Genomic DNA, 12,619 nt, shown 5'->3' with positions numbered 1-12,619 from the left:
TCGGTTCGGTCCGGACGCAGGTGAGGAGAATTGCCGGTGACGCGAGCCGCCCGCGCCTTCTGGCTCCGCGCACCCGGTGAGGGGGAGATCCGCCCGGTGACGCTACCCGAGCCGGGCCCCGACGAGGTGCAGGTGAGGACCAGGTTCTCCGGGGTCAGCCGGGGTACCGAGACGCTGGTCTTCGCCGGCAAGGTGCCGCCCAGCCAGTACGCGACGATGCGCGCCCCGTTCCAGGAGGGCGAGTTCCCCGCCCCGGTCAAGTACGGCTACCTGAGCGTGGGTGAGGTCGAGCAGGGGCCGGCCCACCTGCGCGGGCGGACGGTGTTCTGCCTGCACCCGCACCAGAGCGCGTACGTGGTGCCGGCCGACGCGGTGACCGTCGTACCGGACGAGGTGCCGGCGGCCCGCGCGGTGCTGGCCGGCACGGTGGAGACGGCGGTCAACGCGCTCTGGGACGCGCCACCGCTGCTCGGCGACCGGGTCAGCGTGATCGGCGGCGGCATGGTCGGCTGCGCCGTCGCCGCGTTGCTGGCCCGCTTCCCCGGCGTCCGGGTGGAACTGGTCGACACCGACCCGACCCGGGCCGAGGTGGCCGCCGCGCTCGGCATCGACTTCGCCGTACCCGAGGCGGCCAGCGGGGGCCGGGATCTGGTGGTGCACGCCAGCGCCAGCGCCGCCGGCCTGCAACGCGGCCTGGACCTGCTCGCCGCCGAGGGCACCGTGCTCGAACTGAGCTGGTACGGCGACCGGCAGGTGCAGCTCTCCCTCGGCGCGGCGTTCCACTCCGGACGGCTGACCATCCGCAGCAGCCAGGTCGGCATGGTGGCCCCCGCGCGCCGCAGCAGCCGTGGGTACGCCGACCGGCTGGCGCTCGCCCTCGACCTGCTGGCCGACCCGGTGTTCGACGCGCTGATCACCGGGCGGTCGGCGTTCGCGGAACTGCCCGACGTCCTTGCCCGACTGAGCGCCGGCAGCCTGCCCGCGCTCTGCCATCTCATCACCTACGACGGGGAGTGATCCGTGTTCAGTGTGACCGTCCGTGACCACATCATGATCGCCCACAGCTTCCGTGGCGACGTCTTCGGCCCCGCCCAGCGGCTGCACGGCGCGACGTTCGTGGTCGACGCCAGCTTCCGTCGTCCCGACCTCGACGCCGACGGCATCGTGGTCGACATCGGGCTCGCCACCGACCAGCTCAAGGCCGTGCTCGGCGAGCTGAACTACCGCAACCTGGACGACGAACCCGCCTTCGCCGGCACCAACACCACCACCGAGGTGCTGGCCCGGACCATCGCCGACCGGCTCGCCGACCGGGTGCACGCCGGTCATCTCGGCGCCGGCGCCCACGGACTGACCGGCATCACCGTCACCCTGCACGAGTCACACGTCGCCTGGGCCAGCTACGAACGGTCACTGCCGGGCGCGAACGGTGCCGGCGAGGGCACCGGCTGACGTGCCCACCGTGCACGTGGTCCTGCCCGGGGACATCGACGACCCGGCAGCGCCCAGCGGCGGCAACGGCTACGACCGGCGCATCTGCACCGGGCTCACCGCCGCCGGCTGGGCGGTACGCGAACACGCCGTACCCGGCGCCTGGCCGGAGCCGTCCCCGGCCGAGCGCGCCCGGCTCGCCGAGGTCCTCACCGGGCTGCCCGACGGCGCGCTGGTGCTGGTCGACGGCTTGATCGCCTCGGTGGTACCGGACGCCCTGGCGGCGCACGCCCGACGGCTGCGCCTGGTCCCGCTGGTGCACCTGCCCCTCGCCGACGACACCGAGGCGCGGGCGCTGGCCAGCGCCACCACCATCGTCGCCACCAGCACCTGGACCCGCGACGAGCTGCTGCGCCGGTACGCGCTGCCGCCGTCCCGGGTGCACGTCGCCGCCCCCGGGGTGGACCCGGCACTCGCCGTGCCCGGTTCACCGGGCGGCACGGCGCTGCTCTGCGTCGCCGCAGTCGCCGCGCACAAGGGGCACGACGTGCTGGTGGAGGCGCTGGCGGCGGTGGCCGACCGGCGCTGGACGTTGACCTGCGTCGGCCCGCTGCACCGCGAACCGGAATTCGTCGACCGGCTGCGCGAGCGGATCACCGCGAACCGGCTCGGCGACCGGATCCGGCTGGCCGGCCCGCTGGTCGGTGACCGGCTGGCCGCCGAGTTCGTCGCCGCCGACCTGCTGGTGCACCCGTCGCGTGGGGAGACGTACGGGATGGTGGTCACCGAGGCGCTGGCGCGCGGCCTCCCGGTGCTCGCCACGGCGGTCGGCGGCCTGCCCGACGCCCTCGGGCACGCGGCCCCGGGACAGCGTCCGGGAATGCTGGTGCCGCCCGAGGACCCGGGCGCCCTGGCCGACGCGCTGCGCCACTGGCTGGACGACGCGCCCCTGCGGCAGCGGCTGCGTCGGGCCGCCCACCAGCGGCGGGCCACCCTCGACGACTGGACGAGCACCACCACGCGGATCACCACGGCCCTCAGGGAGGCGATGGCGTCATGACCGAGCACCAGGTGGTAGAGATCGAACACCAGGTGGCCGAGGGAGCGCCCGTCGAGCTGCCACCGGACTTCGCGCAGTGGCTCGCCCTGCGCGAGCCCGCCGACGTGGCGGCCCGTGCCGTGGACCTGGTCGAGGCGGTCCGCGCGACGCTGACCGGCGACGGACCGTACGTGCTGCACGACCTGGGGGCCGGCACCGGATCGTTGGGGCGCTGGCTGGCCCCGCTGCTACCCGGCCCGCAGCACTGGATCCTCTACGACCAGGACCCGGATCTGCTGGCCCGGGCCCGCGCCGACATGCCCACCGCCGCCGCCGACGGCGCACCGGTGACCGTGCACACCCGCCAGGGCGACCTGACCCGGCTGCGCGCCGCCGACCTGGCCGGCGCGGCCCTGGTCACCGCCTCGGCCCTGCTCGACATGCTGACCGCCGCCGAGATCGACCACCTGGTCGCGGTCTGCGCCGAGGCCGGCTGCCCGGCGCTGTTCCTGATCTCGGTGACCGGCACGGTGCGGCTCACCCCGGCCGACCCCCTCGACGGCGAGATCGCTGACGCGTTCAACGCCCACCAGCGCCGCACCGCCGGCGGCCGGCGACTGCTCGGCCCGGACGCGGTCGACGCCTGCGCCACCGCGTTCGCCCGGCACGCGATGACCGTGCGGACCCGGCCCAGCCCGTGGCGGCTCGGGCCGGAGCAGGCCGACCTGACGGCGCAGTGGCTCACCGGCTGGCTGGACGCCGCCTGCGAGCAACGCCCGGAGCTGACCGACCTCACCCGCGAGTACGCCCAGCGTCGGCTGGCGGAGGCTAAGGCGGGCCGACTCCGGGTACTGGTCGACCACACCGACCTGCTGGCTGTGCCGCATTGAACCGGCGGCCCGCCGGTTACGTGCGTACAGTCAGAAAAGATCACCATGCCGGGGAGGCTTGCGTGGGGGATGAAGCTGGTGGCGCCCTGTCCACGGCCGCCCCGGCGGGCCGGTCCTTCTGGGGCTGGCTGCGGCCGGCGCTCGGGCTCGCCGTACTGGTGGGGCTGCTGTGCTGGCTGGGAACCGGGCCGTTCCTGGCGGGGTTGCGTCTGATCGACGCGCCCGCGCTGGCCGCCGCGTTGGCCATCGGCGTGCTCACCACGGTCTGCGTCGCCTGGCGGTGGAGCCTGGTCGCCGAGGGGCTCGGGGTCGGGCTGCCGCTGCGTGCGGCGGTGGCGCACTGCTACCGGGCGGTGTTCCTCAACGCCACCCTGCCCGGCGGGATCCTCGGCGACGTGCACCGCGCGGTGCGCCACGGCCGCGATGTCGGCGATGTCAGTCGGGGCATCCGGGCCGTGGTGTGGGAACGCGTCGCCGGCCAGCTCGTGCTGGTCGCCGTCGCGGTGGTGCTGCTGTTCGCCTTCCCGTCGCCGGTGCGGCCGTACCTGCCGGTGGCGACCGCCATCGCGGTGGCCGCGCTGGTCGGCGTGGTGCTGGCCGCCCGGCTGCTGCCGGACTCGGGCGCCTCCCGGTTCACCCGCGCGATGGTCACCGCCGTGTCCGACGTGCGCGCCGGGCTGCTGGGCCGGCGCACCTGGGCGGGGGTGCTGCTCGCCTCCGCGCTGGCCGTCGCCGGGCATCTCGCCACGTTCCTGCTGGCCGCCCGCACGGCCGGCTCCACCGCTCCACTGACCCTGCTGCTGCCGCTGACCCTGCTGGCCCTGCTCGCGATGGGGGTGCCGGCCAACGTCGCCGGCTTCGGCCCCCGCGAGGGGGTGGCCGCGTGGGCGTTCGCCGCCGCCGGTCTGACCGCCGCCGAGGGGGTGGCCACCGCGACGGTGTACGGCGCCCTGGTGCTCGTCGCGAGCCTGCCCGGAGCCGCCGTGCTGCTGGCCCGACGTGTCCGTGTACCTGCCACCGTCTGACGAGGAGAGCCATGTCCGAATCACTGCCTGTCGCCACTGTCCGGACGCAGGTGACCGTGCCGCTGCGGTTCTCCGACGGCTACCGCACCACCGCCCGGCTGCACACCTTCGACGGGCTGGTCGACGGCCGGGAGCACCTGGCCTTCGCGCTCGGCGCGAACACCGCCGGGGCGGTGCCGCTGGTCCGCCCGCACAGCGAATGCCTGACCGGTGACGTGTTCGGCAGCCAGCGCTGCGACTGCGGGCCGCAGTTGCGCGAGGCGGTGCAGCGCATCGCCGAGGTCGGCGGCTACCTGCTCTACCTGCGGCAGGAGGGTCGCGGCATCGGCCTGTACGCCAAGCTCGACGCGTACGCCCTCCAGGACGCCGGACTGGACACCTACGAGGCCAACGTCGCCCTCGGCCACGACGAGGACGAGCGTGACTACACGGTGGCCGCGCAGATGCTCGCCGCGCTCGGCGTCGGGCCGATCGCGGTGCTGACCAACAACCCGGAGAAGACCGACCAGTTGAGCCGGCTCGGTGTCACGGTGACCGAGCAGGTGCCCACCGGCGTGTTCCTCTCCCCGGCGAACGCCGACTACCTCGCGGCGAAGGCCAGCCGCGCCGCCCGTGCCGCCGACCTACCCGTCGTCCGGTGACCGGCCAGTCCCCGGCGCGCCGGCCGTACGTGCTGCTCAGCTGCGCCACCTCGATCGACGGCTACATCGACGACGCCACCGACGAGCGGCTGCTGCTGTCCAACGACGCCGACCTCGACCGGGTCGACGCGGTCCGCGCCGACTGCGACGCGATCCTGGTGGGTGCCGGCACGGTCCGCCGTGACGATCCCCGGCTGCTGGTCCGCTGCGACCGTCGCCGGGCCGACCGGGTCGCCCGTGGCCTGCCGGAATCCCCGACCAGGGTGACCGTGACGGGCTGCGGTGACCTGGACCCGGATGCCCGGTTCTTCACCGTGGGTGACACCGAGCGGATCGTCTACTGCGCCAGCGAGGCGGTGGAGAAGACCCGGCACCGGCTCGGCGAGCGGGCCACCGTGGTCGACGCCGGTGACCCGGTCGACCTGTCGCGCGCCCTGGCCGACCTGGCCGACCGGGGGGTGCGCCGGTTGCTGGTGGAGGGTGGCGCGCTGGTCCACGGCCAGTTCCTCACCGCGGGACTGGCCGACGAACTGCACCTCGTGGTCGCCCCCTTCTTCGTGGGGGATCGGCGGGCACCCCGCTTCGTCGGCGACGGCCACTTCCCGTGGCACTCGGCCCGGCGGGCCCAGGTGGTCGAGGCCCGCCAGATCGGCGACGTGGTGCTCACCCGGTACGCCCTGTCGGAGCGCTGCGAACCGGCCTGAGCACGGGCGGGCCACGCCGGTGGCCGTTGATCAACTCGGTTCCGGCGGAATGGTGGGCTTCTGGTGGCCCGGATACCGCCATTCCGCCACAACGGCGGCAGTCGGCTTACGTGTCCCGCCGGAGCGCGGGGGTGCGGTCGAGGAACATCAGGCGGGCCTGTTTGTGGGGCAGGTCGATCAGCGGGCCCTCGGTGAAGCCGGCCCGCCGCAGCCGGGCGATCGCCTTGTCGTTGCGGGCGTCCGGCTCCATCACCAAGCGCAGCCGGCGGGGGTCGGTGAAGACGAACGTGACGAACTCGGCCAGCAGGGTGCCGGTGAAGCCCGGCTCGGGGCGGGTCGGCGTACCGATCAACAGGTGGCCGCCATGGTCGCCGGGGCGTACCGGGTAACACTCGCCGACCGGGTCGTGCTCCGGTTCGTAGGTCTGGAACAGCGCCACCGGCCGCCCGTCGCGCAGCGTCAGGTACGCGTGGTGGGTGGGCAGCGAGTCGACGTACCGGTAGACCTCGGCGACCCGGTCGCGGTCGGCGTCGCGCATCCCCCAGAACCGGGCCCGCTCCTGGCTGACCCAGTCGTGGATCACGTCGGCGTCGGCGTCCGGGTCGACCGGCCGGAAGGTGACCACGCCGAACCCGGGGACCTTTCGCTGGTAGTGGTGCTGGTCAGTCATCGTGCTCCTCGGTCAGCCGGTCCCAGTCGCAGGTCACCTCGATCAACTCGCCGCGTACCCACCGCGGAAGCTGGTCGTCGCGGTGCGGCCCGGCGCCGGTGGCACCCAGCGGCACCACCCAGCGGCTGTCCTCGCGCCGGGCCAGGTCCCACACGTAGCGGGCGGCTGGGCCGCGCGAGCACAGGTCGGTGACCCCGGGAACGCTGGAGGTGGCCAGTACGCAGTCGTGGTCGCCGGCCAACTCCGGTCCCGGCGGCGCGGTCGGGTCGGGTAGCGCCTGCCACGGCGCGAGCCGGTGGCGCCGGCCCCACCGGCGGCCGTCGCCCGCCGCGGCCACCTCCTCGGCCGCTGCCCGCACCAGCGCGTCCGCGTTCAGGCCGGGCAGGTCGGCGCGCAGCAGCGACGGCACCGCGTACCCGACCCGGGGCAGCAGGGCCAGCCAGGGCCGGAACACCTCCGGGTGGGCCGGTGGTTCGGTCAGCCCGGCCAGCGCCGGGTGGGCGGCGAGCCGGCGGACCACGGCCGCCCGCAGGTCGGCGAAGCTGGCCGCGTCGACGCTGTCGGCGGCCATCCGACGATCCCAGCGCAGCAGCCGCTCGCGCAGCGCACGCCCCTCGGCGGTGAGCCCGTCCAGGTCGGCGAGGCGGTCCAGCAGCGGGCCGGCCGCCGCCAGGTAGGTGTCGGTGTGTACGGCCGCCAACTGCTCCGGCCGCCAGCCGGTGCGGGCGGTCAGCAGTTCGCGGATCCGGTCGGCCCGGTACGGCGGCGCGAACTCCACCCCGAGCCCGGCGGAGATGCCCCGCTCGTTGGCCATCACCGCCACCTGGTCGACCGGCGTCTTCGGCATCGGCTGCCAGCCCCGCCAGGCGTACGCCGCGTCCCAGCCGGGCACCACCCGCAGCCCGTTGTCGGGATGGCGGTCGGGCACCCGGCCGGCGACCCGGTGCAGCAGCCCACCGGCGGTGTCGGCGGCGAGCACCACGTTGACCGGTTCCACCCAGCCGTCGAGCGCGGTGTCCAGGTCGCCGACGGTACGGGCGCGCAGTAGCGCGGGCAGTACGGCGAAGCCGAGATCGCCGCCGACCCGGGGTGGGTGCCGCAGGCTGACCGTCAGGTCGGGGTGCTCGTCGGGTCCGCCGGAGATCACCGGTCCCCGCTCGGTCTCGATCACCTCGACCTCGACCGGTTCGCCGCCGGCCACCTCGATCGTCTCGACCTGCCGGTGCGCCGGCCGCCACCCGTGCGGCCCGTACGCCTCGACCAGCTCACCCCGGCGGCGCAGGCGTTCGGCGTACACGTCCTGGTAGTCGGCCATCGCGTTGGTGATGGCCCAGGCGACGGTGCCGGCGTGGCCGAAGTGCGCGATGCCCGGTACGCCGGGCACGGCGAAGCCGAGCACGTCGTACTCCGGGCAGGCCAGCCGGATCTGCTGGTAGATGCCGGGGGCCTCGATGAACCGGTGCGGGTCGCCGGCGATCAGCGCCGCGCCGCTGGCGGTGCGCTCGGCGGCGAGCAGCCAGCCGTTGCTGCCCGAGGTGACGTGACCGTCGACGGCGAACAGCCCGGCCGCGTCCGGGCCGAGCCGGCGGATCACGTGCTCGCGCCAGAGCTTGCCGGGGAAACCGGCGAAGAGCACGTGATGGGTCAGCCAGAGCGCCAGCGGCGTCCACGGCTGCCAGCGTCCGGGGGCCAGGCCGGTGGCGGCGAACTCGGGTGCTCGGGCCGCACCGGCGGCCAGCCCGGCGTTGACCCCGTCGACGTAGCGACCCACCCACCGCGCGGTCGCCGGGTCGAGAGCGGCGTGGCAGCGCCGGGCGGTGTCGTCCAGCCGGACCCGGCGGGCGAAGCGGTCCCAGTCGAGCGCTTCCGGGCCGAGGAAGGCCGCGCTGGTGCCCTGGGACCGGTGTCGTTCCACCTCGATCTGCCAGGCCCGGTCGAGCGCGGTGACGTGTCCCTGGGCGAAGGCCAGCGCATCGTGGTCGGCGGCCCGTAGGTGTGGGATCCCGTACGCGTCGCGGTACCGCCGGGCGTGGCGCTGACGCTCGTTCACGGCGTCACCGTACCGGTGCGCGACCGGGCGGCCGGGATCACCAACGGGGTACCGGTCTCCGGGTCGTCGATGACCCGGCACGGCAGCCCGAAGACCTCCTCGACCAGTTCGGCGGTGACGATCCGGCCCGGTTCGCCGGCGGCGACCACCCGCCCGTCGCGCATCGCGATCAGGTGATCGGCGTACCGGGCCGCGTGGTTGAGGTCGTGCAGCACCGCGACCAGGGTGCGGCCCTGCTCCTCGTGCAGCCGGGCGCAGAGGTCGAGCACCTCGATCTGGTGGGCGATGTCCAGGTAGGTGGTCGGCTCGTCGAGCAGGAGCAGCGGGGTCTGCTGGGCCAGCGCCATGGCCAACCAGACCCGTTGCCGCTGGCCGCCGGAGAGTTCGTCGACCAGCCGGTCGGCCAGGTCGGCGACGCCGGTCGCGGCCATCGCCTCGGCCACGATCCGTTCGTCGTCGCGGGACCACTGGCGCAGCAGACCCTGGTGCGGGTAGCGGCCCCGGGAGACCAGTTCCGCCACGCCGATGCCGTCGGGGGCGGTCGGTGACTGGGGCAGCAGCCCGAGGGTGCGGGCCACCGCCCGGGCCGGCCGTCGCTGGATGTCCTCGCCGTCGAGCAGCACCGCCCCGGCGGCCGGCTTCAGCAGCCGGGACAGTGCCCGCAGCAGGGTGGACTTGCCGCACGCGTTCGGACCGATGATGACCGTGAAGGACCGGTCGGGCACCGCGACGGTCAGGTCGTCGGCGACGATCCGCCGCTCGTAGGCGAGCCGTAGTCCGCTGCCACCCAGCCGGGAGGTCGGCATCCTGGTTGCTCCGTTCTCGTCGTTGGGGGAGGTCACAGCCGGCCCGCCCGGCGTTCGGTGGCCAGCAGCCAGACCAGGTAGCCGCCGCCGAGCACGCCGGTCACCACGCCGACCGGAAGTTGGCTGGGGAAGGCCCGCAACGCCACCTGGTCGGCGACGACGATGATCAGCGCGCCGATGATCGCGGCGGGCAGCAGGTTGGTCCCCGGTGCCCGGGTCAGCCGCCGGGCCAGGTGCGGGGCGGTGAGTGCGACGAACGACACCGGGCCGGCGGCAGCGGCGGACAGGGAGACCAGCAGCACCGCCGCGGCGAGCAACAACATCCGCAGCCGGGGCACGGGTACGCCGAGCCCGCTGGCGGCGTCGTCGCCCAGTTCGGTCATCCGCAGCGCCGGGCCGCAGGCCAGCAGCACCGGCCACGTGACCGCGAGGGCGGCCAACAGCGGCGCGGCGTCGGACCAGCCGCGACCGTCGAGGCTGCCGGTGAGCCAGAGCATGGCCCGGGCCGCCTCCATCAGCGGCGCGCGGGTCAGCAGGTAACCGTTGACGCCGGTGAGGATGGCCGACATGCCGATGCCGACGAGCACCAGCCGGTAGCCGTGCACGCCGCGCCGCCAGGCGACCAGGTAGATCAGCAGGCCGGTGAGGATGCCGCCGATCGCGGCGGACCCGGCCAGGGCGGTGCTGCTGCCGCCGACGACCACCACGACGAGCGCGCCGGTCGCCGCGCCCTGGGTGAAGCCGAGCACGTCCGGGCTGCCCAGCGGGTTGCGTACCAGGGCCTGGAAGACCGCGCCGGCCAGTCCGAGCGCGGCCCCGACGGCCAGCGCGGTGACCAGCCGGGGCAGGCGCAGTTGGGTGACGATGAACTCCTCGGCGGCGCTGCCACCACCGGTCAGGGTGCGCAGCACGTCGGCCGGTGACATCGGATAGTCGCCATGCCCGACGGCCAGCACGCCGACGGCGAGCGTGAGCAGTGTGCAGGTGGCGCCCACCGCGAGGGCGCGGGGACGCAGCCGGAGGGAGAGCCCGCCCGGGGTACGGATCACGATCACGGGCGGGCCGTCCTCGTCCGGGTCACCAGCCAGAGGAAGAGCGGGCCGCCGAGCACGGCGGTGACCAGGCCCACCTGCAGCTCGCCGGGGCGGCCGAGGACCCGACCGAGCACGTCCGCGCCGAGCAGCAGCACCGGGGCGAGCAGTGCGCAGTACGGCAGCAGCCAGCGCAGGTCCGGCCCGGTGAGCGTACGCACCAGGTGCGGCACCAGCAGCCCGACGAAGACGATCGGCCCGCAGGCGGCGGTGGCGGCACCGCAGAGCAGCGTGATGGCGACGATCACCGTGGCCCGGATCAGCGCGGGGCGGGCGCCCAGGGCCCGGGCGGTGTCGTCACCGAGGGCCAGCGCGTTGAGCGGCCGGGCGGCGGCGAGCGCGGCCAGCAGCCCGACCACGATGAACGGCAGCACCCGTCGCACGGTGGCCTCGTCGGCGCTGGCCAGCGAGCCGACGGTCCAGAACCGCAGCCGTTGCAGGCCGGCTGCGTCGAGCAGCATCACCGCGCTGACGTACGAGTAGAGCGCCGCGTTGAGCGCCGCGCCGGCCAACGCCAACCGGGCCGGGGTGGCGGTACGCCCACCACCGACGGCGTACACGCCGACGGTGACGGCGGCGGCGCCGCCGAGCGCGAACCAGACCTGGCCGGTGCCGCCGCCCACCCCGAACAGCAGCGCGGCGGTGGCGATCGCGGCGGCGGCGCCCGCGTTGATGCCGAGCAGACCGGGGTCGGCGAGCGGGTTGCGGGTCAGCGCCTGCATCGCCGCGCCGGCCGTGCCGAGCGCGGTGCCGGCGAGCAGGCCGAGCAGGGTCCGGGGCAGCCGCATCTCGTGCACCACGGCGTAGTCGGCGGCAGCGCGGTCGGTGAGCGCCGGCCACACCTCGGACAGGGGGATCGGCTTGGCGCCGACGGCGATGCTGAGCACCGCGACCGCGACCAGGGCCAGCGCGGCGGCGACGAGACCGGCGGTACGCAGCGCGACCCGACGCGGTCGGGGTGGCGGAAGTGACCGGGCCGGCGTCTCGGGGCGTGGCGAGGCGATGACGGACAGTGTGAGCTCCTGTGTGGTGCGAAACGCCGAGCGGGGCTTGACAGGGGGTTAGGTTAGGTTAACCTAACCCCGGCTGTCCACGGCCATCCCCTGACCCTGATCGAAAGACGACACGATGCCTGACCCCGTACGCCGTCTCTCCCGCCGCGGGCTGCTCGCCGCAGGTGGTGCCGGCGCCCTTGCCGCCCTGCTCGCCGGCTGCGGCCGGGAAAACCCCCGCACGCCCGGCCCGGATAGCGCAGCGGGCCCCTGGTCGTTCACCGACGACCGTCCCGAGACGGTCACCGCGCCGGCCCGCCCGGCCCGGGTGGTGGCCTTCACCGGGGTGGCGGCCGCTCTGGTCGATTTCGGACTCAGCCGGGAAGTGGTTGGTGTTTTCGGCGAGACGAAGAAGGCCGACGGCAGTGCCGAGGCGCAGGCCGGCGACCTCGACGTGGAGAGCGTGGAGATCCTCGGCAACGTCTGGGGCGAGTTCAGCGTCGAAAAGTACGCCGCGCTGCGCCCCGAACTGCTGGTCACGCACATGTACGACCCCGGCGCCTACTGGTACGTGCCGGACGAGAGCAAGGACAAGATCCTGCCGCTGGCGCCGGTGGTGACCATCACCACCGCCCGGGTCCCGATGACCAAGCCGATCGAGCGTTACGCCCAACTCGCCGAGTCGCTCGGCGCCGACCTGTCGGCGGCGAAGGTCACCGACGCCAAGACGCGCTTCGAGGCCGCCGCCGAGGCGGTGCGCCAGGCGGTCAAGGCCAACCCGGGCATCAAGGTGATGGCCGCCTCCGGCAGCCCCGACCTGTTCTACGTCTCCAACCCCAAGGTCAGCACCGACCTGATGTACTTCGCCGAACTCGGCGTCGACATCGTGGTGCCCACCAAACTCGAAGCCGGCGACTACTTCGAGGCGCTCAGCTGGGAGAACGCCAGCAAGTTCCCGGCCGACCTGATCCTGCTCGACAACCGCAGCACCGCCCTGCAACCGACCGACCTGGCCGCCAAGCCCACCTGGAAGCAACTGCCCGCCGTGCAGGCCGGCCAGGTCACGCCCTGGGACGCGGTGCCCCGCTTCTCGTACGCCGGCGCGGCACCCCTGCTGGAGAACCTCGCCACCGCGATCCAGGGCGCGAAGAAGCTCACCTGACGCCTCCGGGCGGCCCGCGCACCACCCCGCCGGCCGCCCACCCCACCACCCTCCGAGCCCGCAGCACCCGCCGCCCGACGTGTGGGCGGCGGGTTCCGGCTGCCCGAAAACCGATCCC

The 12,619-nt window shown here is 74.6% G+C and carries 13 protein-coding genes; 8 read left to right on the top strand and 5 right to left on the bottom strand.

Annotated elements, in window-relative coordinates; all coding sequences use genetic code 11:
- Positions 1 to 36: 36 nt before the first annotated feature.
- The 7 genes from E0H26_RS01245 (at position 37) to E0H26_RS01215 (ending at position 5,730) form a co-directional block, all read left to right on the top strand.
- A complete protein-coding gene (locus tag E0H26_RS01245) occupies positions 37 to 1,017 on the top strand; it encodes a zinc-dependent alcohol dehydrogenase (protein WP_131299763.1) in 981 nt (326 codons plus the stop codon).
- 3 nt (positions 1,018 to 1,020) lie between these two features.
- The gene (locus tag E0H26_RS01240) at positions 1,021 to 1,452 is read left to right on the top strand and encodes a 6-pyruvoyl trahydropterin synthase family protein (RefSeq protein ID WP_131299760.1); all 432 of its coding nucleotides are present in this window, start codon (positions 1,021 to 1,023) and stop codon (positions 1,450 to 1,452) included.
- A 1-nt stretch (position 1,453) separates the two neighbouring features.
- On the top strand, positions 1,454 to 2,491 hold the full coding sequence (locus E0H26_RS01235; RefSeq protein ID WP_165521725.1) for a glycosyltransferase family 4 protein: 1,038 nt from the start codon (positions 1,454 to 1,456) through the stop codon (positions 2,489 to 2,491).
- Positions 2,488 to 3,360: a class I SAM-dependent methyltransferase gene (locus tag E0H26_RS01230; RefSeq protein ID WP_131299757.1), complete on the top strand. Its 873-nt coding sequence runs from the start codon at positions 2,488 to 2,490 to the stop codon at positions 3,358 to 3,360. The genes E0H26_RS01235 and E0H26_RS01230 overlap by 4 nt, the downstream gene beginning before the upstream one ends.
- 86 nt (positions 3,361 to 3,446) lie before the next feature.
- Positions 3,447 to 4,385, top strand: coding sequence for a lysylphosphatidylglycerol synthase domain-containing protein (locus tag E0H26_RS01225; RefSeq protein ID WP_131300479.1), 939 nt, complete (start codon positions 3,447 to 3,449; stop codon positions 4,383 to 4,385).
- An 11-nt stretch (positions 4,386 to 4,396) separates the two neighbouring features.
- Positions 4,397 to 5,026: a GTP cyclohydrolase II gene (locus E0H26_RS01220; RefSeq protein WP_131299754.1), complete on the top strand. Its 630-nt coding sequence runs from the start codon at positions 4,397 to 4,399 to the stop codon at positions 5,024 to 5,026.
- The gene (locus E0H26_RS01215; RefSeq protein WP_131299751.1) at positions 5,023 to 5,730 is read left to right on the top strand and encodes a RibD family protein; all 708 of its coding nucleotides are present in this window, start codon (positions 5,023 to 5,025) and stop codon (positions 5,728 to 5,730) included. Before E0H26_RS01220 ends, E0H26_RS01215 begins: the two co-directional genes overlap by 4 nt.
- Positions 5,731 to 5,836: 106 nt before the next feature.
- On the opposite strand, the gene E0H26_RS01210 is transcribed toward E0H26_RS01215, so the two are convergent.
- From E0H26_RS01210 to E0H26_RS01190, 5 genes are read right to left on the bottom strand one after another with little or no spacing between them, the layout of a single operon-like run.
- On the bottom strand, positions 5,837 to 6,400 hold the full coding sequence (locus E0H26_RS01210; protein ID WP_131299748.1) for a GNAT family N-acetyltransferase: 564 nt from the start codon (positions 6,398 to 6,400) through the stop codon (positions 5,837 to 5,839).
- Positions 6,393 to 8,450 (bottom strand): penicillin acylase family protein, encoded by a 2,058-nt coding sequence (locus E0H26_RS01205; RefSeq protein ID WP_131299745.1) that lies wholly within the window; start codon positions 8,448 to 8,450, stop codon positions 6,393 to 6,395. Before E0H26_RS01205 ends, E0H26_RS01210 begins: the two co-directional genes overlap by 8 nt.
- Entirely contained in the window at positions 8,447 to 9,256 is an 810-nt protein-coding gene (locus E0H26_RS01200) for an ABC transporter ATP-binding protein (protein WP_131299742.1), read from the bottom strand. The genes E0H26_RS01205 and E0H26_RS01200 overlap by 4 nt, the downstream gene beginning before the upstream one ends.
- 32 nt (positions 9,257 to 9,288) lie before the next feature.
- Positions 9,289 to 10,311 carry a FecCD family ABC transporter permease gene (locus E0H26_RS01195; RefSeq protein ID WP_131299738.1) on the bottom strand — a complete coding sequence of 341 codons (1,023 nt, stop codon included), beginning with the start codon at positions 10,309 to 10,311 and terminating at the stop codon, positions 9,289 to 9,291.
- Positions 10,308 to 11,360, bottom strand: coding sequence for a FecCD family ABC transporter permease (locus E0H26_RS01190; RefSeq protein ID WP_131299735.1), 1,053 nt, complete (start codon positions 11,358 to 11,360; stop codon positions 10,308 to 10,310). Before E0H26_RS01190 ends, E0H26_RS01195 begins: the two co-directional genes overlap by 4 nt.
- A gap of 115 nt (positions 11,361 to 11,475) precedes the next feature.
- Between E0H26_RS01190 and E0H26_RS01185 the strand changes: the two genes are divergently transcribed.
- Positions 11,476 to 12,501 carry an ABC transporter substrate-binding protein gene (locus tag E0H26_RS01185; RefSeq protein ID WP_131299732.1) on the top strand — a complete coding sequence of 342 codons (1,026 nt, stop codon included), beginning with the start codon at positions 11,476 to 11,478 and terminating at the stop codon, positions 12,499 to 12,501.
- The last annotated feature ends 118 nt before the right edge of the window (positions 12,502 to 12,619 follow it).

The organism is Micromonospora zingiberis, assembly GCF_004331455.1.
GTDB lineage: Bacteria > Actinomycetota > Actinomycetes > Mycobacteriales > Micromonosporaceae > Micromonospora > Micromonospora zingiberis.
This window is presented reverse-complemented; position numbering and strand designations above follow the sequence as displayed.

Excerpts from the sequence above, each read along its gene's own strand:
- E0H26_RS01230 (WP_131299757.1), top strand. The coding sequence starts at position 2,488 with ATGACCGAGCACCAGGTGGTAGAGATCGAACACCAGGTGGCCGAGGGA.
- E0H26_RS01220 (WP_131299754.1), top strand. The coding sequence starts at position 4,397 with ATGTCCGAATCACTGCCTGTCGCCACTGTCCGGACGCAGGTGACCGTG.
- E0H26_RS01210 (WP_131299748.1), bottom strand. The coding sequence starts at position 6,400 with ATGACTGACCAGCACCACTACCAGCGAAAGGTCCCCGGGTTCGGCGTG.
- E0H26_RS01200 (WP_131299742.1), bottom strand. The coding sequence starts at position 9,256 with ATGCCGACCTCCCGGCTGGGTGGCAGCGGACTACGGCTCGCCTACGAG.
- E0H26_RS01185 (WP_131299732.1), top strand. The coding sequence starts at position 11,476 with ATGCCTGACCCCGTACGCCGTCTCTCCCGCCGCGGGCTGCTCGCCGCA.